We start from the raw sequence: 23,940 nt of genomic DNA, 5'->3' as shown, positions 1-23,940 counted from the left end.
ATGATTACTTGCTATATTAAAGACAATAACGGGTAATTAATTATGAAAGAGAAAGAAACCGAAATTGAAGCATCGACCAGTCCCTGGCAGCAGAAACTGAATAAGCTGCAGCAGATCAGAGAACCGCTTAGCATTACCCCGGTACCGCCCAAGAAAAAGGCCCTGGTATTGGAAGCCCTTAAGCGAATTCCTTTATTTTCCGGATTTCTTCATAGTGTGGACGGAGCTGGAAATGCGTTTAGCAAACTGGCGATGGTTTCGGGTAATATTTCAGGCCCTGTGCAGAGTGCCAGCCGCGGATTTCAGATTGGTAATGCGGTTTTATCCGGAATTGATTTTATACGAATCCCGCTGATTTATCTGGCAGCCTATATGCTAGGTGAAAAACCTCCGATAAGCCTCTCCAAAAATGCCCGCCTCCTTTATTCGGCCGCTCTGCTTGGCCTGGCTATCACCGCACTGGCGATACCACCTATTGCGCCAATCATCGCAATGACCGCAGCAGTGATGGCGCTAGGTCTTAGTTTGGTAACCTTGGGAAAGCATCTTCATTCAATCTATGCAGCAAAAAAAGAGATAGCATCAATTAATACGGCCATTGAACTCGAAGAACAAAATCTTAAGAATCTTCAGGAGCAGGCTGAACTATTTGAGCGCAAACTCACTGCAGCTATCGATTCTGGGGATGAGGAGACCGCTAAACAGTTATCCCGGCATATTGATAAGCTGGACCAGGATTATGAAGCAGTTAAAAAATCGCTGCAGGCCCTGCACGATCGCCGATTTTCACGAGAAGAGAAACTCAAACGGCTCGGAGGAATGGGGATTGTCGATAAGGTCGTCGGAATAGGCTTATCCTCTCTGGTTATCGCAGGAATGGTACTAAGTCTGTTTTTTCCACCGGCAGGTCTTGGCATTGTTGCAGGAAGCGCGCTGGCGGGCGGCCTTTATGTGTTAGGCCGAGTAGGCATTCCACTGCTTAAACAGGGGTGGCAAAAGTTAACCGGTAAAGATAAGGCAGCCGAAGCCAAGGCAGAAACACCAGATGATGACGATACAGAAAATGAAAAACAAGAACTCCTGCAGGATAGTAAACAGGATCAGCTTGAGTCTGCATCACAATTAACACAGACACCTGATTTGCCTGATAAAGGATCGCCACTCATCTTAAGCTCCACCTTACAAACTGAGTTGAGTCTTGAAGCCCCCAACTCGCCTGCTGTGTTAAAGCGCAAACTGGAGCACCTTCATTGGGTTGGAGAGATAGAGCAGGAGTTGGACAATGCAATCGAGCACTCCAATCAAAGGGATATATTAAAAATTTTTAATCAGATCGCAGTTCACCTCAATGAAAGCCCTGAAAAAATGAATAAAGACCAGGTTAACGACTTACTTGAGGATTTTGAGTGTATGGATTCTGCCCTTAATTTGCTCAAGCAGGCAAAGCAGTCCGTAATCGAAAACAAGCTGGATATAACTTCCCATGAAATCAAAGATTTCATGGGATTTGCTCCTTTAAAAACCGCTCTTGAAGATCGCAACTTCGACTTCCAGCCACTTTCCGAGGCGCTTGAGCGGCAAAGCTCCGGAGGCCGCGAGGGAGATCAGGATACCGAGCAGGAAGGAATCAAGGAAGAAGCGAAAAACGGCTATCATTAAAACGGCAGTCAGCATTGAAACCGCCTTTGTTTCTGACTTTGCGTGGCGTATTGCAAATTCAGATAAACTCGTATAGCTTAGATAGATGTGCGTTCAAATAGCGTTATGAAATACCGAACCCACTCACATAATTAATCTAGGCAAAGGACTGATCAACATGCTGAAACTGTTTCGGAAGCAACCCCGGGCTTTTCATATGATTTTCATGCTGGAGATTTGGGAGCGTTTTGGTTATTACACTGTACAGGGAATTTTAACACTTTATTTTATCCGCTTTTTAGGTTTTAACGAGACTGATTCTTATTATACTTTTGGTGCATTTTCTGCACTGGTTTATGGCATGGTCGCTTTTGGCGGCTTTCTTGGGGATAAGGTGCTTGGCACGAAGCGCACTATTATTCTCGGCCTGATTATTCTTTCCCTGGGCTATTTGTCATTAGCGCTTGCCGATAGCGAGACTGTTTTTCTGGCATTGGGTCTGGTTTGTGTTGGAAATGGTCTTTTCAAAGCCAATCCTTCCAGCCTGCTTGCGAAATGCTATACGGAAAATGATCCGCGCCTTCATGGAGCCTTCACACTTTATTACATGGCAATCAATTTAGGCTCAACGGTTGCCTTATTTATTGGACCTGTATTTGCCAATCGCTACGGATATTCCTATGCTTACTTCGCAAGCTTCATAGGCCTGATATTGGGATTGGCTAATTATTTCTTCCAGAGAAAACATGTGGCGCATATCAATACACCAGCGGAGCTTAAACGTATTCCGCTCTGGCAGTGGCTCACTATAGGGGCCAGCATTGTTGCTGCCACCTTAGCCTCCGCCTATCTCTTGCAGCATGTCAATATTGCCAAAGATTTGGTGTGGCTCGTTACTGCCCTTGTCGTGGCAATCTATTTTATTTATATGCGCCGCGAACAAAAAGCCGGGTTTATGCGCATGCTGGTGGCATTTATTCTTATGCTGGAAGCTATCGTCTTTTTTACCCTCTATCAGCAAATGCCCACCTCTTTAAACTTGTTTGCCGTGAATAATGTCGTTCCCAGCCTCCTGGGCCTAAGTATCGACCCTCAGAGCTTCCAGGCATTGAATCCTATCTGGATTATTATAATGAGCCCGGTGCTGGCAATAGGTTATGGCAAATTGCATCACAAGGGCATATCGTTTTCCATACCCTATAAATTCGCCCTGGGCATGCTCTGCTGTGGGGTGAGTTTCGGGCTCTTGTATTTTGCCCGCTTCGCGCATGATGGTAATGGCATTGTGTCATCCTGGTGGCTGATTGCCAGTTACTTCTTTCAGAGTACAGGAGAGCTACTGGTTTCTGCTTTGGGCGTAGCAATGGTTGCCGAGCTTGTGCCTGCCGGAATCGCCGGCTTCGTGATGGGTATGTGGTTTCTTACTTCTTCGGTAGCAGGCTTTATCGGCGCATCAGTCGCCTCGCTGACCGCCTTGCCAGAACATGTCAAACCCGGAATAGCCTCCCTGGACATTTACACCAATGTGTTTGCTGGAATTGGCGTGGTGACCCTCTTTATTGGAGCAATTATGTGGCTTTTGGCAGGAAAGCTGAATCAGTTCATTCATCCTGGCCTGAGCAAACCACAATCAGCTACTGGATCAGAAGCAGGTGATCAGCATTTAAATCTTTTTCAAAACCCTTAACCGGATTCTTTGGGGCAATAGTGCATTGCCCTAGTATTCTTTTGCCAAAGAATCAGGTAGCTTTAATATTTGCATTAATCATCAAGGACAAATCATGCAAAACTTTATTAAATTCTCGTTACTCAGTAGTGCAATTATTTTTAGTTCAGCCTGTAGTATGAATTCAACAGATTATCTGGAAAACAGCACATCTGTTCCAATGACAGCTGCACAGAAAACAACCGATGGAAAAATAATCGCCGGACTTATTGCATTAAATCAAAATGAAATAGCAGCAGGACAGCTCGCAGAAGCAAAAGCGGTTAATCCCTCAGTCAGGAATTTCGGACAAATGATGGAAAGAGAACATGGTGCTAACCTGTCAACCACTGAAACAGTTGCACAACGCACAGGAATTACTCCAATCAATGGCCCCGTCGCTCAGACTTTAAAGTACAAGGGACGAGTCGAACTTGCCAGGCTAAAACGCCTGAATGGTCCAGCTTTTGACAAAGCCTATATAGCTGCAATGGTGAAAGGCCATGCAGACGCTTTAAAGCTGATTGATAATAAATTAATGCAACAGGCTGTTAATCCGATGCTGCGCGCTCATTTGGAAAGAACACGCGCTCACGTCAGTCAGCACCTGCAACAAGCTCAGACGATTCAGCAATCACTGCAGTAAGTTTTTGCCCTCTCTCAAGCAAGCGCCAATCAAGCAAGAGAGAGGGCTTTAATATCTCTATCGATTTCCCGGTTCAAAATGAGTACAATACAGCCTTTTCCAATGGAAATGACTATCCATGCAAACCTTGCAAGCTACCTGGCAGAGACTGTCGACCTATAATCTGGCGCCGTTTTTTTTGATTGGCTTATTCTTTGTTGAACCCTTAAGTTCAACAGCAAAGAGTATCTTCCTGGGACTGGCTGTTCTTTCAATTATTTTTACTCCCTGTTACCGTGATAATCTGGCTGCCATATTTCGTAAACCCTGGAGCCTGCTTGCCCTATCCCTGTTTTTTCTGGCACTGACGGCCAGTTTTTGGAGCCCTGCAAGCTGGGGAGAAAAATGGCTGGTTATTGAAAAATACAGTAAATTCGTCTATTTGCCTTTATTAACTCTGGGATTTATGGAAGCGGACACCCGCCGAAAAGCGGTACATGCCTTTCTTGCAGGAATGCTTTTAACCTGCATTTTATCCATTTTACAATCCAAAAATATCATTCCGGGCGGCCAGGTGAATGCGGATGCGATTTTCCGTAACCACATCATGACCGGCATTATGATGTCTTTTGCGGCCTACCTGTCCGCTTATTATTTTTTTCAAGGCAAAACAACAGCCCGCTATGCCTATGCCCTGGTTTACCTGCTATGCACTTACCAGGTCCTTTTTATAAGCACAGGCCGCACCGGCTATGTGATTTATTTTCTTTTGATGACGACTCTTGCCTGCCAGCTTTTTAGCAGAAAACAGGCCCTGATAGCGATTACTCTGATTCTGGCATTATTTGCTGTATGTTATAAATTAAGCCCGGCAATGAATTTCGGCATACACCAGGTGAAAGCGGAACTTGATTATTACCACGCCTATAAAGATACGTCGGTAGGCTATCGCTTACAGTTTCATAACTTCGCCAAACAATTATTCAAACAACATCCATTATTTGGTAATGGAACCGCAAGCTTTACTTATGAATTTAAAATTCATAAGCCAGTCCCTTCCTGGGATCGGCGGTTACTGGAACCCCATAGCCAATACTGGCTGATTGCTGTTGAATTTGGTTTGGCAGGTATTCTGCTGTTTGCTGCCTTTTATCTGGGACTGCTCAGTGCCGCCAATCGTCTGAGAGAATATCGCTTCACAGCTTTTGCGTTATTGCTTGTTTTTGCGGTAGGCAATATCTCTGACTCCCTGCTTTTTTACTCAGGGTCAGGATACTTTTTTATCGCCTTTATGGCGCTTTGTCTAGGAGAGTCTTTGCAAAACAAGGGCCGGGAAGAGATTACTCACTAAGGGATTTCTCTATAAATCCTCATCCTAGCCCTCACTGCCATTAAGTTAAGGAAATTTTGTCTTTCCCGCGAAGGCGGGAATCCATTCCTCAATTGGCATTATAGCGAGCTCAGAGATGGATCCCCGCCTTTCGCGGGGATGACAGTTTAATATATAATTCTTATGGTGAATTACATAATTAGCATAAATAAAGCCATTCCAATCATCATTAAGTTTTCAGTGAGCGAAATAAACCCCAAAGGTACCTTACTGTCACCGCCCACACAGGCGCATTTAAGTTCACGTTTGTCGATATATACCGCCTTAAATACTGAAACAGCCCCTACAGTTCCAATAAATAAAGCAATTGGAACAGAAAGCCAGTTTAAAGCGCCTGCAATCATTAATATCCCTGCAAGGCCCTCTGCAAATGGATAGATATAACTGTAGGGAACCCAGCGTTTAGCCAATAGATCATAGTTCAAAAACATGGTGGAGAAGCTTTCGATATTCTGTAGTTTCAACAAAGCAAGGATTGACATGCTAAAAGCGATAAACCAGCCCAGGGCATGTGGCGTAAACGGATTAGTAAAGCTAGCGTAACTCATTGCCATTGCCATGAGTGCCGTTACTGCAAAAAGTGCAATAACAGGGCGATAGCTTTTTTCTTTTGGATCTTTTAATTTCTTTCCAAAGTATGCTCGCAAATCGTCATAACCACCTATTCGCTTACCATTAATGAACGTTTGAGGCGTGGTGCTTACATTATGTTCGCGCTTGAAGGCATCGACTTGCTCACGCGTTGTTAAATAATTGTCTTCAACTTCATAACCTTGACGTTTTAACAAATCTTTCGCTTTAAGGCCGTAAGGACAGACATGATGTTCCATCACCATTCGATACAAAACCGCTTTTTTAATTGGAGTATTTTTCATTTCTGCCCTTTTTAATTATGCTCTGTAACTAGTAATATAGAGTACGCAATCATAATACCTAGTCAAGTCAGGTGCAGAAGAGCTGTGTTCCTATTGCGAATTAAGTGCAGGCACCAGGCGTTACTATCGGATCTTCCGGGAATTCCTTTTCTTTGAGATTTTCAAGAATTGCTTTCTTTTGCTGAAATAAGAGCGCTTGCGTGGTTTGTGATAAATCGACAGCAGCTTGCTGCGTTTTACTAAAGAAAAGAGTACGTCCTGCAGCCCCTCCGCCAAAGGCGGCGGCACTGCCAAAAAACAATGCAGCGACTCCCATCGCAATCGCTGTTCCCAAGCCTGCGCCTTTGACAGCACCGACCACACTGCCAACACTGGCTCCAGCGAGCCCTCCAGCCACATGCCCTACCAGAGTCCCCACCAGCGCCCCGGTCACTAAACCGACGGCCGCACCGATAAGAGCTCCCAATAAAGCTCCCACCAATACACTGGCAGCGATGGCAAATTGCTGTTTTCCACTGGGTTTGATAGTTTCTTTCTCAAACTTCTTCACTGAGTCAATGAATTCGTCAATAGCTGCGAGACGTACTTCGGGGGCCAGGCGAGGATCGTTGACTTTGTCATACTGTACTCTGAAAGCCGACATTAACTTTGCGGTCTCTGCAACGATTTCACCAATTCGTGTTGATTCACTTTCAAGATTGTCTTTAAAATAAGCATTACATAAACGGCTATGAAGAACAGATTTAAATTCATCCAATCGGGTGCCAATGACCAGTAATTGTTCCTGGGTCTGGGCATTCTTCTGCGTCCAGATTTCACTGGGTAGCATCAGTTCATCAATCTGTTGCAGAGCGACAAACAGCTTTTCATTTTCCTGCCATATATTCTGGTAGAAAGCATGTAAGATCTGATCACGCTTTAATGGCAGGCGGCTGACATCTGCTTGCAGAATATTAAGCAGATTAACCTGATCGGAGCGCTGTAGCCGGCAAAAATGATTTAAAAACAGAGTTTTTGCATGCTCCTGTTTTGAAATCATATTCTCCAGAATAAATGTCTTTAGTGAATCACCTAATGCGGCCAGATTATTCCTGGCATCTCCTGGTACAGGAGCCCCAACCCGTTTGGCAAATGAAATCAGGATGTCGGGTTTATCTTTATAGACATCGATTGCTCTGTCGATTTCGGCTGTGATTTTATCATTCAACTTGTTTGTATCGACCGTTGAGAATCGAGCTAAAACATGGAAAAATTCATTGCCTTCCGTCAAGGCGACGGGCAATTTTTTATGATAAGCCGGCGGCCCATGACGCGAAGGACGGTAACGGATTAAATCCAGGAGCTTGTTGACATGAATTTTTCCATCCAAATGGCGGTTGAGCAAACGAAAATCACCCAAAGCCCCGCCAAAATCAATATGCGCGGCACGCGTATTATTTTTTGCAGGAATAATGAATAGCTTGCCCTGCGCCTCGACACAGTATTCAATAACTTTATCTGAAAGAGTTTCAAGATTAGACATGCCTTCAACCGGCTGTAGCTCCTGGGCCTCAGCATTATATTGATGAACCTGTTGCTTATAATAAATCTGAGAGCCAATTTTTACTGGTTCATAGTCTTTAGAGTTATCGGGAACCTTAGTCCAAAGTACGAAACCTTCGTAACGGCCATTCGTAATAATAGGGAGATAATTTTCTGAACCTGAACGCTTTATGGGAACAGCGCCAATATTTTCATAGTGCAGATCAGGATCGTCTGGAATAGCTCTTAGAGCCAGGCCTACGGTTAAATCACGATAACGACCCGATTGAATCATGACATCAATGGCTTCATCGTGCTGAAAATAGGAAGGACGCTGATTGGGTAAGGTCTCCCAATTGGGCACCTGAGCCCTTAGCGGCTTATCTGTAGGCAAATTATAGGCAAGATGAGCATCTAAAAATAAATCACGGTACCCGGTGAATACGTTGGAAGCGATGTACACACCTTCATTCTGGGTCGGTACATAATCCACATTGGCAATAATGTCTGGATTTTCGCCGGTTTCCTCTGCAATGAAGCGCATTAGCTGACTGGCAAACACTTCACAGATATTCTTGTCTTCCTGCGGGTCTTTTTTTAGATACACCAAGACGTCTTGCTGCTCTTCTGATTTAACCTGGTACAAGCCGCCATGCTTGCCGCCATCATTTGCACCGCCGCTTTTTCCACTGAGAAAATGCCAGTTTTGCAATAGATATGAAGAGCTCGAAGGCTCTTTGTCATAACCATCAAAAACGGGCAATATAGGAGGCATAATAAGGACAAACCTTTGAAACATTATCCTAATTATAGAAAAAAAAACTTAAGAAATTATTAGCAACTGATAATAAATTAATTGTAACTCTCCAGGTTCGTCATCCTGAGCGTAGTGAAGGATCTCAAACTGCTTGGAACTGAGCCAGATTCAGGAGATCCTTCACTGCGTTCAGGATGACGTTGCGACGATCCACAACCTGGGGAGTTACAATTAATTAACGTCAAAAAATAAAGGATTGGCCTCTGGCCACGAATCCCAAAAACCCATCTTTTTTGGCATCCGGTAATTGACCGGGATTGTAATGATATAACCAGATTTTCTTTTTAAGTTCCGGAGGAATAGTTACCAGCTCCTTATAATGAGCATGCACACCACTGGGAAAATTCTGTGTTTCACAATCATGAAAAATAACATCGGCTTCTTTATAGAAAAGCATCATCTGATCCGGCACATACTGGGTATCAGCAGTAAAAAAAATTTTTTTTGAATTGTATTCAAACATCAATCCAAAACACGGCATTAGAGAATAATCATTAAATACGTGGATCATTTGTATTAATTTGAACGTGATCCCTTCCCAGACAAACGTTCCATATTTATTGATCGAGTGAACATTGAAATAAGTCTGTAAACTGGCTCGCTGATTGGGCAGGGTGCTTAAGCCCCCTGCCAAAGACTTTGACCAGAGATCGCCCACAACACTATCAGAAACAAACAGGTTGGGCTTGCCCTGATACCGCGCATCGAAAAAAGTACTTAAAGCAAACCACTCCAGTCCACCAATATGATCACTATGCAAATGACTGATATAAACGCTGCGGATATCATGGTAATCGATCTTTAAATCATACAGGGCAAATCTGACATCAGAACCCGCGTCAATTAGAAGACTTTCCCCATTTAATTGAAGCAATACATTGGACTGAAAATTATTACTTCCCACCGTAAATGCAGAGCCTGTTCCCAGAAAAGTCATCTTTAGTGACATATTTGCCTACCTGTTAGTCCAAACTGTTACTTTATGGAGGGAAGTCAGCTCCATTTGCAGCGAAGGCGCTTGTCGATTGCCCCTTTTTCGCACTCCATTGATACACTTCATAATCATCAACCGTTTTCCCGTTGCTCACAAAACCGCTGGTGTCCTCGGATGGTTTTATTGAGGTCTTTGAGATAGCAATGGTGCCTGGCTCAGCATGTTTTTGCATATGCCCTGCTATGTCAATAACCTGATCAGTTATCTCCTCCAGGGGCAAACGCTCATCATAATAAATCACCCCGGCGTGAATCCCGCAACGAACCGCGAAATCTCTGGAAATCTGCTTAACCTTTTCATTAAAGTGCTCTAATTGAATTATAGAAGCCTGCGCAGCATTCACTGCATTATCCACCGTGTTAAAACAAGCCATAACGCCATCCGGAGTCCAGGCAGATTTCACACAGCCATTTTCATCGAGATTTTTCTGCACCATTTTTTTAAATCGTAAAAAATCGAGCTGAATTAGAGAGCGATCTTCTTTCGTTTTCATGCCGGTAGAATTGACCACATCGATGGACAAAAATGCGAAATATCTCGACATTGCCTCCAGTTTCTTTTTAAGAGCCATGAATTCCTGATACAGTTTCTTGGAAACTCTCTTGTTTTTAGTACTATTAATCTGCTCGAGTTTTTCTTCCAATGCAAGATATAAACTACTATTTCGAGCAATTTTGTTCTGGCTTCGCCAGGCAAGCAAATCTTTTTTCTGCTTGAGATAATAAGAGTAGCGTTTAATGCGTTTGTGCAGGTATTTTATGTTGGATAATAAAATCAAAAATACGATGATTTTAATTAAACCGGTCAAGTCATGTTCCTTGTTAGGAGGAACTACCTTGGTAATCACTGAATCAATTGGTTTTGAAATCGGCTGCTCAATTTTTTCAAGCGCGGCAACATATTGATTGTTCGCCCACTCAGGCTTCCATTGTTTCAGATAGGGAATTAGAAATAATAGAATAGCGGCGAATAATGCCACTCGAACTAAAAGCAACACCAGCGATACTGTTCTCAGTAAGAAAACCAACATTCTGTTCCTCCTTAAAAACCTGCAAGAACTCTAAACCAGTAAATCATGCGTTCTGAAAATGACTTCGCCATTTTCAATCCATGCCTTGGTAATTGAGTATTCCGGAAGTTCTATCCAGGTTGTTCTATCATTGGTTAAGGGCTCTGAAGCGAATAAAATATTATTTCGCTTATTGAAACCATGCATTTTATATACCCCATCATACACACCGTACTGCTCACCAAAGGTGACCCATAAACTGTGATACTCAAGAAAGGCTTTTTGTACCTGTCTGGTGTTACGGCCAAAATCATAAACAAAACGGGTTACAATCAGATATTTTCCATTAGTCACAAACAGATTAACCGGTGACGCCAGCTCAATTTTGCAAAGCTGTCGCACTTCACGAAGAATTCTTAATGTCTCAATCAGGGATTCCCAGGCTTCATCGAGCGAAACATCCGCCGTGTAATCTTTAAGTTGAGAGAGAAATAAGGCATAGATCCATTCACTATCAGTAGTTCCTCTGATCTGCGAAAATACATCCGGTCTGATTCGTTGGGTGAGAACCTGCTTCATTACCGATATATGTTCCAAAGTACCATTATGAGCCAGAGCAAGTTGAGTATTGTCCAACTTAAACGGGTGAACATTCTGCTCGGATACGGTCTCATCAGTGCTGTATGCAACGCCTCTTACATGCCCGAGAAAGCAACTGGCCGATATCTTTTTTGATAAGCGATGCAGGTTTTTATCAAAAAAAGGCAATTGCGTGGTTTTATAATAAAAAGGCTCACTATCATTATATGAGTTTGAAGACCAGGCACAAAAGCCCAAGCCTGCCAAATTCTGAATATGATGCATTAACTGAGGGGCATAGCTTTGATGTGCCAGTGAATTATCCGGCCCATAAAGCAAATCATAAATCGGGGTTTCCTGTTGTCCCAGGTAAATGAGTACCCTGCACATAATGCCCTCACTTCAACAAATGATGATATTCGGTATCGATTCGGATAAATTGTCTATTGACTATATAAACCGAACGGGCGATACCCCGATGAATATACTGGCTTATTTTATAAAAAATTTCGGGATGCGTTTTTTGCAAGTTAAAATAGTCGGCATCATCGAGTTCCAGAACAATACTTTTTTCACAGATGACGTAATTGGCGTGCTTTCTGAATTCGGCAAGAAAGAAATTTTCCATGAATATCTCGCCAACTCCAAATACCGCAAGTGATTTCTGCAATTTGTCCTCTTCTTTGAAGAAAAGCATCACAGCTCCCGAATAAATCAAGGCCAGACGGCGATTGTCTGAATCGTCAGTGATAAAGCGATAACCTCGATCATAACTGCGAATGGCCATCTGTTTTATCAGAAATCCAAACTGCTCTTTGTTCATATCCTGAAAAAAATTCATGTGCCGAACATGCTCTAAATCCAAATCCTTTAAAGTCAGCTCTTCACTACTGGCCTTTGGATCTGCTAATCGTCTGGCATGGGCACTGGCCCAGTATTCTTCTGGCAGCTGACGAAACAATTCACGCATGTGATAAAAATTGGCGACAATCTTCTCAGCGGTCTGGTAAGCAATCGCTTTTTCAATTTTATACGCAATTTGCGGAGCCGCTACTCTCAGCATTAAAAGTACATCCTGGGATAAAATAAAGCAGAAGGTATCTACCTCGGCAATAATATTGGCCGTAAAAGGGGCGTGAGCCAGAAAGGACACCTCACCAAAACATTGACCTGGCTGCAAAGTGGTCGCTTCTTTAGTGTAATCCCCTGGTAAAGCAATCCATACAGATACCAGTCCATCTCCAATCAGATATAAATCCCCCCCCATGCGTCCCTGACGCAGGATGGTTTTACCCTGAGAAAACACTTGCTCCTTGATGTAATCAGCAAGGAACACCAGTTCTTCTCGAGTAAGCTGCTCGAAAAACACCATCCTGGTTAATGTTTCAAAATTATTTTTATTCATGATCGTGAAATAGGGGGCCTTATGAGCAAGTATAGACCAGCCCAGATAACCTGTTTAAAATCAATACGATTTTGGCAGAGAGCTTACCGTGGTAAATACTTCTTTGTTTCATGCAATTCGCTTGTCGGTGTAAGATGTTGCCAGCACTGCTAAAAAGAGGTTTATAGTGAAGCGATTTCTGAACTCTTATCTGTTTTCTTTAATATTAATTCTGGCATTTATTCTGGGGGGCATTTTTGCTTATTTTTTTAAGCAAGAAGTGAAGTATCTTAAACCTGTAGGTGATATTTTTCTTAATTTATTATTTACCGCCATTGTTCCGCTGGTTTTTTTCAGCATCACATCGGCAATATCTCGCCTGGGATCCCTGACACGCCTGAAAAAAATAATGAGTTATATGGCTTTAGTTTTTTTATGTACCAGTTTTATAGCAGCCCTGTATGCCTTAGCGATTGTGAAGCTGTTTCCTCTGGAAGGCTTATCAAACTTACTGATGAATAACCCAGCCCAAATGGAGTCAATTAAATTGGGGCAGCAGGTAGTGAGCATTTTTACTGTTCCTGAGTTTTTTCAATTGCTTTCCCATCAACACCTGCTTTCTCTTATCCTCTTTTCCTTGTTAGTGGGCATTGCCTGCGCTGAGGCTAAAGAAAAATATGAGCCCTTTATCACGCTGCTACAGATTGGCGAGATGCTGTTCATGCGGATTTTTTCATTCATCATGTATTTGGCACCGCTGGGTTTCTTTGCCTATTCTGCCACCCTGGTGAGTGAGCTTGGTCATGAGATTATCGAAACTTATTTTCATATTGCCGTCACTTACTACCTTGCCGCCTTGATCTATTTCACTCTCTTTTATAGCTTTTATGCCTTTCTGGCGGGGGGAAAGACAGGCGTTTCAACCTATTGGAGACATATTTTTCTACCCGCAATCACCAGCCTCGCTACCTGCAGCAGCGCTGCCAGTATTCCTGCCAACCTGGCGGCCACTCGCCAAATGGGGATCCCTGCTGATATTTCAGAAACTGCAATCCCTCTGGGTTCTCTCGTTCATAAAGACGGCTCCGTCATTGGCGGCATGTTTAAAATTGCTTTTCTGCTGACTATTTTTCAACTGAATTTCGACACAAGCAGCGTTCTGTTAGCCGCGCTCGGTGTTTCTTTACTGGTAGGGACAGTGATGGGGGCCATCCCCAGCGGCGGCATGCTGGGTGAGCTGCTTATCCTGAATGTCTATGGCTTTCCCCCTTCGGTGCTCATTGCGATTGCAGCGATTAGTATCATCATTGATCCGCCAGCGACATTATTAAACGTTACGGGAAATACGGTCAGTAGCATGCTCATTGCGCGCTTGAGCAAAGAAGAAGCTTAGTTAAGCTCAATTGTATATTAAACTGTCATCCCCGCGAAAGGCGGGGATCCATCTCTGAGCAGGCTATAATGCCAATTGAGGAATGGATTCCCGCCTTCGCGGGAATGACCAAACTCCTTAACTTAATGGCAGTGAGGGCTTTTTAAGGAAGATATTAACCGAGCCTTTGGCGTACCGCTTCATATAATGAAACCGCCGCAGCCACAGAAACATTCAGACTTTCGACACTACCAAGCATTGGCAGCGAAAAAAGACCATCGCAATGCTCGCGGGTCAATCGGCGTAAACCACTGCCTTCAGCACCCATCACCAGCGCAACAGAAGAGGTTAACTCAAGTTGGTAGATGCTTTCCTGAGCCTCGCCGGCGGCTCCATAGAGCCATACGCCTTCCTGTTTGATGATTTCCATCGCACGCACCAGATTGGTCACTTTGACTACAGGAATGGATTCAGCGGCGCCGCAGGCTACCTTACTGACCACAGGAGTAATCCCCGCGCTCTTGTCTTTAGGAATAATAACAAAATCCACACCAGCCGCATCAGCCGTACGCAAACAGGCCCCCAGATTATGAGGATCAGTAACGCTGTCGAGAATAAGGATTAAAGGCGGCTTTTTGCAAGCCGCTACCATATGCGCCAAATCACTCTCAACATATTCAGGCAACCTGCCTGTAATCGCCAGCACACCCTGGTGCGCCAGGTCAGGATATTGTTGCTTCATCTTTTGCACAGAAAGGAATTCCATTGGAATTCCTGCCTCTTCGGCCAATTTGACCAGCTGCTGCATGCGCTGATCCTGACGTTCCTGGCTTAGCAGCAGTTTATGTACAGGGCGATGAGGTTTTTTTAGTAAAGCGGTCACCGCATGGAGACCATAAACCATTTGATCAGCCATTCTTCTTTTCCTCATCGACAGGTTCAAAGTCAATCTTCCGTTCATCCAGATCAACACGGGCAACCAGAACCGTCATTTTATCACCCAGGCGATAGGTCTGACTCGTCCGCTCGCCTACCAGCCGATGTTTTACTGCGTCAAAAGAATAGTAATCATTACGAAGAGACGTTACATGCACCAGGCCTTCGACGTAGATTTCATCCAGTTCCACAAAAATTCCAAAACCGGTAACCGCAGAAATGGTTCCATGAAAAGTCTGACCCAGTTTGTCCTGCATATATTCACATTTTAACCAGGAAACCACTTCTCGGGTGGCTTCATCAGCTCTTCTTTCCGTCATCGAGCAATGCTTGCCTAATTTATTCATCTCATCATGGGAATAGCCGAATGAATCAGAATCCTTTTTATCCAGTAAATGCCCTATTGCGCGGTGGATCAACAAATCCGGATACCGGCGGATGGGAGAAGTGAAATGCGTATAGGCAGGATAAGCCAATCCAAAATGCCCTTCATTATCCTCACGATACTGCGCCTGTTTTAAGGAGCGCAGCATTACAGTTTCAATAAGGTGCCGTTCATGCTTGTCATGGATCATTGACAGGGTTTTCTGAAAATCTTTAGGGCTTGGCTTTTTTCCACCTTCCAAACGCAGACCGAGCTCTCCCAGAAATTGCCTCAAAGCAGTTATTTTGTCTTCTTCAGGCACCTCATGCACGCGATAGAGAGCAGGTATTTCTGCTTTTTCGAGAAAACGGGCAGTTGCCACGTTGGCTGCCAGCATGCACTCCTCAATTAATCGATGGGCATCATTGCGGACAACCGGTACTATTTTCTTTATTTTACGCTTCTCATCAAACTCAATTTTGGTTTCGGTGGTTTCAAAATCCATCGCACCCCGTAATTTTCTTGCTTTAAGCAGTACTCTATACAGGTCATACAGATTTTCCAGCATTGGCCACAGCGGCTGGTGAGTCTCATCCGCATTTCCCTGCTCAAGCCAGTCACCCACCTGATTATAGGTGAGCCTTGCGTGAGAATGAAAAACTGCCCGATAAAAGCGGGAGCGAGTAATTTTTCCTTCAGAACTGATGGCCATCTCCGCCACCATACACAGGCGATCCTGATGGGGATTTAATGAACAGATTCCATTTGATAAGGCTTCCGGGAGCATCGGCACCACTTTACCGGGAAAATAGACTGAATTACCCCGTCTGGATGCCTCCTGATCCAGTGCCGAACCTACTTTTACATAATGACTCACGTCGGCAATAGCCACATAGAGCTGGAATCCCCCTTTGGGCTTCTTATAGCAATACACCGCGTCATCGAAATCCCGGGCATCTTCACCGTCAATAGTGACAAAGGGCAGGTCCCTTAAATCGGTTCGTCCTTTTATCTGATCCTCGGTGACGCTTTGCGGAACACGAGTCATCTCTGACTGTACTTCGGAGGGCCATTCGGCAGGGATAGCGTGCGCATGGATAGCCACTTCTATTTCCATTCCCGGGGCCATATGATCCCCAAGAATATGAACTATTTTACCAATTGCCTGATTTCGTTTGGAAGGAAAAGCAATGATTTCAGCCAGAACCATCTGACCATTTTTGGCTTCAGCGGAAAAGCCCAGCGGAATAGCGATATCCTGAGTAAGACGCTTGTTATCGGGTATGACAAAGCCTACGCCATGTTCGGTAAAAAATTTACCAACTACGCTAAGATTCCCATGTTCAATCACTTCATGGATTTGCCCCTCTGGACGACCACGCCGATCAAAACCGGACTGGAAGGCTAACACTACATCGCCATGCATCACTGCGCGCATTTCCGTGGCGGATAACACAAAATCATCGCTGCCATCATCGGGGATAAAAAACCCAAAACCATCCGGATGTCCCTGGACAGTTCCCCGCTGGAGATTAATGCGTTTCAGAAGGCAAAAACGATTGCGGCGGTCTTGCATAATCTGACCATCACGCAGCATCGCTTTTAAGCGATAGCCAAGAACTTCCTGTTCATTTTCATCCTCTACAGCCAGCCGGGTTAATAGCTGCTGACGCGTCATAGGGCGTCCGTATTCCTCCAGAACCTGCATAATAAACTCACGGCTGGGGATAGGAACCTCGTATTTTTCTTTCTCCCTTTTATAGTAGGGATCCTTTGATTTTTTGCTCACAATTCTCAATCTAATAATTATATTGTTCAGTCTACCATTTATTGAGACTGATCAGGTAATTTAAATCCTCGTCCCCCCAGGTTTGCTGACAGGGAAGCAAGGGGCATATTTTCTGCAGCCCAGAAGGTGCCGGCATTCTTTTCCGGAATTTTTACACCGGTCCAGGCACACACAGCGATCGTTCCCTCACAGGGAATCTGTTGCTCATGGCCCGGTCTGGATTCGATACAACTTAGCTCAAATTTCTTTTTATCGAGACTCAGCGCAGACCAATTACCAGCGGTCAAACGACTGCTCCACCCGGCACTCGCATCGGGCTCGGAAACCGGGTGAGTAATCCATAAATCAGATTCGGATAAATTATGGATCAAAATAACGACCGGCTGTTTTGTCTTTAACATCACGGTTTCACCCTGAACTGTTACAGGCTGGCAGGTAGTCGGAAAATTGTCTGCTCGACTTATTAAAGAGGGCAATAGAAGCAAAGCAGCTATAATTAATCTCATTAATAACCTCCTGATTTTGATAAACCTCGCGTTTCTGCGAAAGGCTGGCAATTGTCTACTGATAGTATCACAATTTTATAGACTGTACCTCTTGCTTTAGCTAGGCTATAGTGACTGTAATCACTATTTTTTATCCATTCTCGAGCTCTATTCAATAAGGTTATACAATGAAAAAATTGGCATTGGGGGTTTTACTCCTGTTTAGCAGCGTTTTGCACGCAGAAACCCTCACTGTCGGTACACTTCCCTACGCTCCTCCTTTTGAAATGGCCGCTGACAAATCCAATCATTTCTTTGGATTTGATATTGATATCATGGAGGAGGTTTGTCGCCGCATTCAGGCTGATTGTCAGTTTATTCCCATGACTTTTGAACAATTAATGGTAAAAACCTATAGCGGAGAAATTAGTCTGTCTATCGCAGCCATTACAATAACTGATGATCGCAAGGAAAGCTACCTATTTAGTCTGCCTTATCTTCCCAGCAGCGGTCAGCTTCTGACCAGCACCAAATCACCGATAAACGCCATCAATGATCTGGCCGGAAAAAAAGTGGGCTCGGAAAAAGGAACAATTTTCAAAGAAATGCTGCTCGAAAAATTTAACAGCAACATTCAGATTATTGAATACTCGACGCAGCCCGAAATTTTTCAGGCATTGAGCAATAACGAGATTGACGCGCTTATTCTCGATGAAGGTTCCTCTAAATACTGGAGCGCTAATGGCGACTTCAAATTAATTGGTCCTGAAATGAAAATTGGTATCGGTTACGGTATTATGGCCAATAAAAGCGAACAGGCTCTTGTTGACCGTATCAATAAAGCCCTGCTGAGCATGGAAAATGATGGCACTTATGTCAAAATTTATTCCCAGTATTTTGACCAGACCCAGTAAGTTTCACAGCTGACAGAGATACATGCTACACTAGTGCCTTTTTATATCCCGGGTTTTAACATATGCTTATTGATCTTGATGCCCTTTTTGACTTGCATGAGCAATCCATCATCCGCTGGAAAGAGGAAGCGCTTCGCTTCACTCAACAGGACTTTTTTGCTCTGGTTGAAGAAAACCATGCCTTTAACTTTCAGTTATGGAATGCTGAAGATCGTGCTCGACGAGACGATCAGGGCTTTCAGTATGTATATGAGGCAAAACGAGAAATCGACGGTTTTAATCAGCAGAGAAATAACCGTATGGAAGCAATGGATGAGTGGTTGTATAACAAGTTATCGCCCAGCACCTCAGCCAGCTGCCCTGTTCATTCTGAAACACCTGGTATGATTATAGATCGTTTATCCATTCTGGCTCTTAAAACCTATCACATGGATTTACAAACAAGGCGCGAGGATGCCAGTGAAGCTCATCGTCAATTATGCCAGCGAAAACTGGATACTCTTCACCTCCAACAGCAACAATTGCAGCAATGTTTACGAGAATTCATTGAGGAAATCAGAGCAGGAAGCCGGACATTCCGAGTGTATCATCAGTTTAAAATGTATAATGATCCTACATTAAACCCATGCTTGTATCAGAAGAAATGATCGATGTACCCGCAGCATAAGTGAGTCTTGAGCTATCAGTGGGTTTGGAGTTATCAGATCGGCTAAATATTCCACGAGATCTGGGTGAATTCAGCGCTTTTATAGAAACGGCATCATCTTGCGAAGGTCTGCTTATGGATATATCAGATTCCGGGTGACTTGAGAGGGAAAACATGGACGTTGAACGACGGTGAAAATTATTACGGGAGTCAGGATGTCGTTCAACAGGCCGTCCTGATCCCTGTTTCGATGTGGGACTGGGCTGCTCCTTAAGATCTTTCACCTCAGCTTCATCATAGGTTTTGTCTTCTTCGTAGTCATCGAATGGCGGATAATCCTGGCCTTTGCCAGCCATGTTCTGCATTTCAATATCCTGGCTGTCCTTTTTGGACACGGCATCAATGGCATCACGTCCAAATCCACGCGCCAAAGCCCTTCCGCCCAAAATCAGCGAATGCACGACAGAACTCACTACCCCCAACCCCACCATCAGCGGCGTATCATGATAATGCCCATTTTTATCGACATCCTGTAATGGATTAAGGATAAAATCGGTCGCTTTGAGTCCTTTGTTAGGGTTGGCTGCGCGCACTACTTCAAACCACTCCTGGAAAGGCTGTTGCGGCGAAGGATCGAGTAGAAGCCCTTCTGCCAGAACTGCTGCCACTTCTTCCTGAGCACTCATTTTCTCAGGATCCTGTAAATCAGTACAATTTTTCAGAAAATCGGAGAGGCGGGAGTATGGATCTCTCTTTTCCGGTGTTTGTTGAATACGGTGCTTGTAATTGGCATACATTGTATAAGCCACAAACCCAATCAACAGAGCCAGACCAGAAGACACAAAGGCAATTACTAACAGGGGTGGAAATGGAACAGAGGCTAAGGTCAGAAACGTGGCAGCAGAGAATACCATACTCGCCACCGCACCGTAGGCTGCCAAACCATTTTTTAAACCCGCCAGAAAAGCTGAAGAATCTGAAAGTAAAACCAAATCCTGCAAGCGCTGACGCCGCTCGGCAAATCCTTTCAATATTTCGTAGATTTCAGAGGTTAAAGCCTCGTGTTGCTCTTTAAACTCTTTGTAATTGTGCTTTTCCCGAGGCTGCGTGTATTCCTCGAGATGTTGTTTTTCATCAGCCGATAAAGCATCAAGCTCAGTATCTCCAAGAGCCCGCTTGGCCAGAGAGCCCAGATAAGCTGAACTTCTTTTAGAAATTTCCAGCGTCAAGGGCTCTAACTCAGCAAACTTCTGGGTCAGAATATCGCGATATTCCTGGGTGTAAAGCGCTAGTTCAATTTTAGCCTGTGTAATTACCAGCTTACGCTGATAATCATACTCTTCATACAGGCGAGTGGCGACGCAGGTCACACAGTAAATAAGGCTGAACGCCGTCATGATAGCAAAAGCAGGTATAGACAATGGGCATAAACTCATTACCCCGAGATAAAGGTAAAGGCTATCGATGATTCCGCCATAGGTAGCTGCCATGAGGGCCATCACTCGCACACGAGTAGTCTGCCTTCTGACCGCCGCACGAAACTCTTCAATCTCATTGGCAGCCAGGTCTTTTCTATCCTGAATCATATCCAGATATTTGGCATTCAGGCGCATTGACTCTTTGCGTATGCTGAGCATGTGCCGATACCAAATGCGGTTGAGCGCTGCCAATATTCCAAAACTAAGTCCCATTGGCAAAATCAGAAAGTTAAATGCCTTGCTATTGTCAAGAACATTTGCAATTTGCAAAAGACTTCGTATTCCCTTATACGCATTTTTTAATGCTTTCATCACATCGCGCAGGTAGGGCCAATAGGTGGCTACAGCGCTCTTAAACCAGTTTTTATCTTTCTCATCGAAATAATTACCCATGACCGACAGGGCAATAAGACTGATGGATTCGGTAATTGCAATGGAGATTCCAACTGGTGTTAGCAGCCAGTCGTGCAGGGCATCGGCAGAGTTTCGAGAAGAGTTTGTAAGAAGTAAATCCCAAAACAGTTTCAGATTACTAATGGAAAGATTGAAGGCATCGGTAACGGAATAGGCAATGTAAATATCGCCGTCATCATGGAGCTTTTTGGCAAGCAGCCTTGCTTGCGCATCTAGCCTGCCGGGTATTGCCAGCATGAAGGCGAGTGCTTGCGACAACCCTTTTTTATACATTTCTTCTGCATCGGGTTTTAACTCTTCTTCAACTTTTTTAAAGCTTTCAGACTTCGACTTCATGCTCGTCAGGCAACGGCTAAGATGCTGCGCATTCTACCGAATTATAGGATAGATGGCAAGAAAATTTTCACTTTGATTTCAAAAGATACAAAAAGGCAGGACAGTCGACAATTTTATCACATTATTTTTTTTTTACAACCTATTAAACTAATCAATTTGTTCGTTTTTTGATTATTTAATAAAAAAAACCGGTGAAAATCCCTTGGCCGGACTATATTCTGTTAATTATTAAAAAGTCAATAAAAACAGTATATTATATACATCACTGCTCCCGCAACGAGGCCTGCTGCCGGAATGGTCAGCAGCCAGGCAAGAAAGATTCGCCGTATGATTGACCAGCGTGTTCCTGACGCTCCCTGGGCTTCAACCAGTCCAACTCCCGCAATTGCCCCTGTGACTGTATGCGTGGTTGACACCGGAATTCCATATTCTGTAGCTACGAAAATGGTTATGGCTGCTCCTGTTTCAGCGGCGCTGCCTTTGAGCGTATTCAATTTGGTTATTTTATTCCCCATTGTATGCACAATTCGCCATCCACCGGCGAGAGTTCCCAGGCTTATCACCAAATGGCAGGAGATAACTACCCAGAATGGTATATAGAACTTATCACCCAACCAGGACGCTGAGAAAAGCAGGACTGCAATTATGCCCATGGTTTTTTGCGCGTCATTGCCGCCATGGGTCAGACTGAGAAATGCCGAAGATGCAAGCTGCAGCAGTTTAAAAGTCCGCCGTATCTGTCTTGGATGAGAGTTACCAGCGGCAATTTTATAAACTCCTGTAAATAGAAAACCAAGCAACATTCCAAGAACGGGAGAAATGAAAATACCGGCGATCACTTTAAGAAAGCCCATTGGGATAAGCGCTGTAAATCCGGCTTTGACGACCGCGGCTCCCGCTAATCCTCCGACCAGAGCATGAGAGGAACTGGAAGGTAAACCATAATACCAGGTCAGCAAATTCCAAGAGATAGCACCGATCAAGGCAGCGAAGATTAATGGCGCGCTGACAATTGAGGTGTCAATTAAGCCGCTGCCAATGGTTTTGGCAACCATTAAATTAAAAACCAGAAAAGCGATAAAATTGAAAAAAGCGGCCCATAATACGGCTTGGCGAGGGGTTAATACACCAGTGGTCACAATGGTGGCGATGGAATTGGCGGCATCATGAAAACCATTAATAAAATCAAAAACAAAGGCAATCATGATAACCAGAATGATGAACCAGGCAGAATCCATAATTGTTATTTCCAGTTATGCGTTAATCTGACCTTTTGGCCAGGCTTTCTACGGCTAAACTAATACAATATTTCGAGATCGATTTAAAATCCGGGTCTCTGGATTAATCATTTGCTTTGACAAGGGGTTTAATTCGCACTTTGGCAATCCTCGCACCCTGCATCTGTTCAATACGGACAACAAAATCATTAAATTCAATGGTTTCACCTTGGGTCGGCACCGATCCTAACTGATGTAAAATCAAACCGGCAATGGTTGCCGCCTCTTCTTCCTGCTCTTCAGACAAACTAAGCTCCCTGTGCAAGGCGCGCTCAATGGTATAAAGAGGACAATCGCCTTTTACGGTAAACGACCCGTCTTTGTGTTCAATCCAGGCATCCTGCGTTTTATGAAACTCGTCTTTGATTACTCCCAAAACCAAATGCAGGAGATTATCCAGGGTGATAAAGCCAATTATTCCTCCCTGACGACTGACAATCAGAGCAAAATGCGGCATTCCTTCCTGGAAGCGTCTTAGCAAAACCAGGGCCGGCATGCGATAAGACACTTTAGGAATTGGCCTTACCAATTCCTGTAGATTCAAAAGCCCACCTTTCTCTGTTCTATGCAGCAAGGGTTGTATGTCTTTCACATGCAAAAGGCCGATGATTTTCTTTGTTTTTTGATCAAAGACAGGATAGCGGCTGTAGCGATAACGATTCAGAATTTCTATCAGGCTATCCTTTTCAACAGGATTGGGCAATTTAATCATGTCATTGGAGGACTGCATGACGTCATCCGCACGAAGATCAGCAAGCTCTAAGGTTTGCGCCAGAATATTGCTTTCCTGAGAGCTCAGCTCACCATGCTGCTGACTGGATTGCAGAATTAGCTTGATTTCCTCGCTCGAATGGGATTGTTCCCCGGGATGTATGACATCAAGCCCTAGCAATTTCAGAAAAAAATTGGATGAGTAATTGAGCATCCAGATAATAGGAAACATCAGCCAGTAAAAATAATAGAGGGGAGCAGCGGTCCATAGTGAGATTTGCTCGCTTTGCCGAATCGCTAAGGATTTGGGCATCAGCTCTCCGACAACAATGTGTAAAAAAGAGAGCAGGGAAAAGGCAAAGACAAAGCTGATAAATTCAACAAGGCCCTGACTCTGAATGCCCATTTGATGCAGCAGTGGTGAAATCAGCTCGGAAAAGGCTGGTTCTCCAATCCATCCAAGACCAAGAGAGGCCAAGGTAATACCTAACTGACAGGCGGAGAGGTAGGCGTCAAGCTGACTATGCACTCTGGCGAGGATCCGGCCGCGCCAGGGATATTCCTCTGCGATAATTGCCGCACGAGTCGTGCGCAAACGGACCATGCCAAATTCTGCCGCCACAAAAAACGCATTGAGCAGAACCAGGAGAAAAGCTGCGGCAATTAATAAAATAGTCATGG

Annotated in this window: 19 protein-coding genes; 7 read left to right on the top strand and 12 right to left on the bottom strand. The window is 44.2% G+C overall.

Annotated elements, in window-relative coordinates:
- The first annotated feature begins 42 nt into the window (after positions 1-42).
- The 4 genes from B1207_RS05365 to B1207_RS05350 all read left to right on the top strand — a co-directional run bounded on the left by B1207_RS05365 (position 43) and on the right by B1207_RS05350 (position 5,319).
- Positions 43-1,659, top strand: coding sequence for a hypothetical protein (locus tag B1207_RS05365; RefSeq protein ID WP_112218960.1), 1,617 nt, complete (start codon positions 43-45; stop codon positions 1,657-1,659).
- Between the two features lie 157 nt (positions 1,660-1,816).
- Entirely contained in the window at positions 1,817-3,325 is a 1,509-nt protein-coding gene (locus tag B1207_RS05360) for an oligopeptide:H+ symporter (protein ID WP_112218959.1), read from the top strand.
- A gap of 94 nt (positions 3,326-3,419) precedes the next feature.
- On the top strand, positions 3,420-3,989 hold the full coding sequence (locus B1207_RS05355; RefSeq protein ID WP_112218958.1) for a DUF4142 domain-containing protein: 570 nt from the start codon (positions 3,420-3,422) through the stop codon (positions 3,987-3,989).
- A 118-nt stretch (positions 3,990-4,107) separates the two neighbouring features.
- Entirely contained in the window at positions 4,108-5,319 is a 1,212-nt protein-coding gene (locus B1207_RS05350) for an O-antigen ligase family protein (protein WP_112218957.1), read from the top strand.
- Positions 5,320-5,489: 170 nt separating this feature from the next.
- Here the strand turns inward: B1207_RS05350 and B1207_RS05345 are convergent, their stop codons facing one another.
- From B1207_RS05345 to B1207_RS05320, 6 genes are all read right to left on the bottom strand, one after another.
- Entirely contained in the window at positions 5,490-6,233 is a 744-nt protein-coding gene (locus tag B1207_RS05345) for a MauE/DoxX family redox-associated membrane protein (RefSeq protein ID WP_112218956.1), read from the bottom strand.
- A gap of 100 nt (positions 6,234-6,333) precedes the next feature.
- Positions 6,334-8,529, bottom strand: coding sequence for a hypothetical protein (locus B1207_RS05340; protein WP_112218955.1), 2,196 nt, complete (start codon positions 8,527-8,529; stop codon positions 6,334-6,336).
- A 223-nt stretch (positions 8,530-8,752) separates the two neighbouring features.
- Positions 8,753-9,520, bottom strand: a complete 768-nt coding sequence (locus B1207_RS05335) for an MBL fold metallo-hydrolase (RefSeq protein WP_112218954.1) — start codon at positions 9,518-9,520, stop codon at positions 8,753-8,755.
- Between the two features lie 31 nt (positions 9,521-9,551).
- Positions 9,552-10,595, bottom strand: a complete 1,044-nt coding sequence (locus tag B1207_RS05330; RefSeq protein ID WP_112218953.1) for an adenylate/guanylate cyclase domain-containing protein — start codon at positions 10,593-10,595, stop codon at positions 9,552-9,554.
- Positions 10,596-10,625: 30 nt separating this feature from the next.
- Complete coding sequence (locus B1207_RS05325) at positions 10,626-11,543, bottom strand: class II glutamine amidotransferase (protein WP_112218952.1); 918 nt, start codon at positions 11,541-11,543, stop codon at positions 10,626-10,628.
- Positions 11,544-11,550: 7 nt separating this feature from the next.
- Entirely contained in the window at positions 11,551-12,558 is a 1,008-nt protein-coding gene (locus B1207_RS05320; protein WP_112218951.1) for a cyclic nucleotide-binding domain-containing protein, read from the bottom strand.
- Between the two features lie 163 nt (positions 12,559-12,721).
- On the opposite strand from B1207_RS05320, the gene B1207_RS05315 reads away from it, so the two are divergent.
- Entirely contained in the window at positions 12,722-13,930 is a 1,209-nt protein-coding gene (locus tag B1207_RS05315; protein ID WP_112218950.1) for a dicarboxylate/amino acid:cation symporter, read from the top strand.
- Between the two features lie 154 nt (positions 13,931-14,084).
- Here B1207_RS05315 and rlmB read toward each other — a convergent pair whose 3' ends face one another.
- From rlmB to B1207_RS05300, 3 genes are read right to left on the bottom strand one after another with little or no spacing between them, the layout of a single operon-like run.
- Positions 14,085-14,825 (bottom strand): 23S rRNA (guanosine(2251)-2'-O)-methyltransferase RlmB, encoded by a 741-nt coding sequence (gene rlmB, locus B1207_RS05310; RefSeq protein WP_112218949.1) that lies wholly within the window; start codon positions 14,823-14,825, stop codon positions 14,085-14,087.
- On the bottom strand, positions 14,818-16,998 hold the full coding sequence (gene rnr, locus B1207_RS05305) for a ribonuclease R (protein WP_112218948.1): 2,181 nt from the start codon (positions 16,996-16,998) through the stop codon (positions 14,818-14,820). Before rnr ends, rlmB begins: the two co-directional genes overlap by 8 nt.
- Positions 16,999-17,036: 38 nt before the next feature.
- The gene (locus tag B1207_RS05300; RefSeq protein ID WP_112218947.1) at positions 17,037-17,504 is read right to left on the bottom strand and encodes a hypothetical protein; all 468 of its coding nucleotides are present in this window, start codon (positions 17,502-17,504) and stop codon (positions 17,037-17,039) included.
- 167 nt (positions 17,505-17,671) lie between these two features.
- Between B1207_RS05300 and B1207_RS05295 the strand changes: the two genes are divergently transcribed.
- Positions 17,672-18,397, top strand: coding sequence for a transporter substrate-binding domain-containing protein (locus B1207_RS05295; RefSeq protein ID WP_112218946.1), 726 nt, complete (start codon positions 17,672-17,674; stop codon positions 18,395-18,397).
- A 62-nt stretch (positions 18,398-18,459) separates the two neighbouring features.
- Entirely contained in the window at positions 18,460-19,044 is a 585-nt protein-coding gene (locus B1207_RS05290; protein ID WP_112218945.1) for a DUF4254 domain-containing protein, read from the top strand.
- Here the strand turns inward: B1207_RS05290 and B1207_RS05285 are convergent.
- The 3 genes from B1207_RS05285 to B1207_RS05275 all read right to left on the bottom strand — a co-directional run bounded on the left by B1207_RS05285 (position 19,010) and on the right by B1207_RS05275 (position 23,938).
- Entirely contained in the window at positions 19,010-21,271 is a 2,262-nt protein-coding gene (locus B1207_RS05285; protein ID WP_112218944.1) for a hypothetical protein, read from the bottom strand. The two genes, B1207_RS05290 and B1207_RS05285, sit on opposite strands and share 35 nt — an antisense overlap.
- A 236-nt stretch (positions 21,272-21,507) precedes the next feature.
- A complete protein-coding gene (locus B1207_RS05280) occupies positions 21,508-22,509 on the bottom strand; it encodes an inorganic phosphate transporter (protein ID WP_112218943.1) in 1,002 nt (333 codons plus the stop codon).
- Positions 22,510-22,612: 103 nt separating this feature from the next.
- A complete protein-coding gene (locus tag B1207_RS05275; protein WP_112218942.1) occupies positions 22,613-23,938 on the bottom strand; it encodes a hemolysin family protein in 1,326 nt (441 codons plus the stop codon).
- Between the last annotated feature and the right edge of the window lie 2 nt (positions 23,939-23,940).

The sequence above is a fragment of the Legionella quinlivanii genome (assembly GCF_003265995.1).
Taxonomy (GTDB): Bacteria; Pseudomonadota; Gammaproteobacteria; order Legionellales; family Legionellaceae; genus Legionella_C; species Legionella_C quinlivanii_A.
The sequence above is the reverse complement of the archived record's forward strand: the minus strand, read 5'-3'. Positions and strand labels throughout refer to the sequence as shown.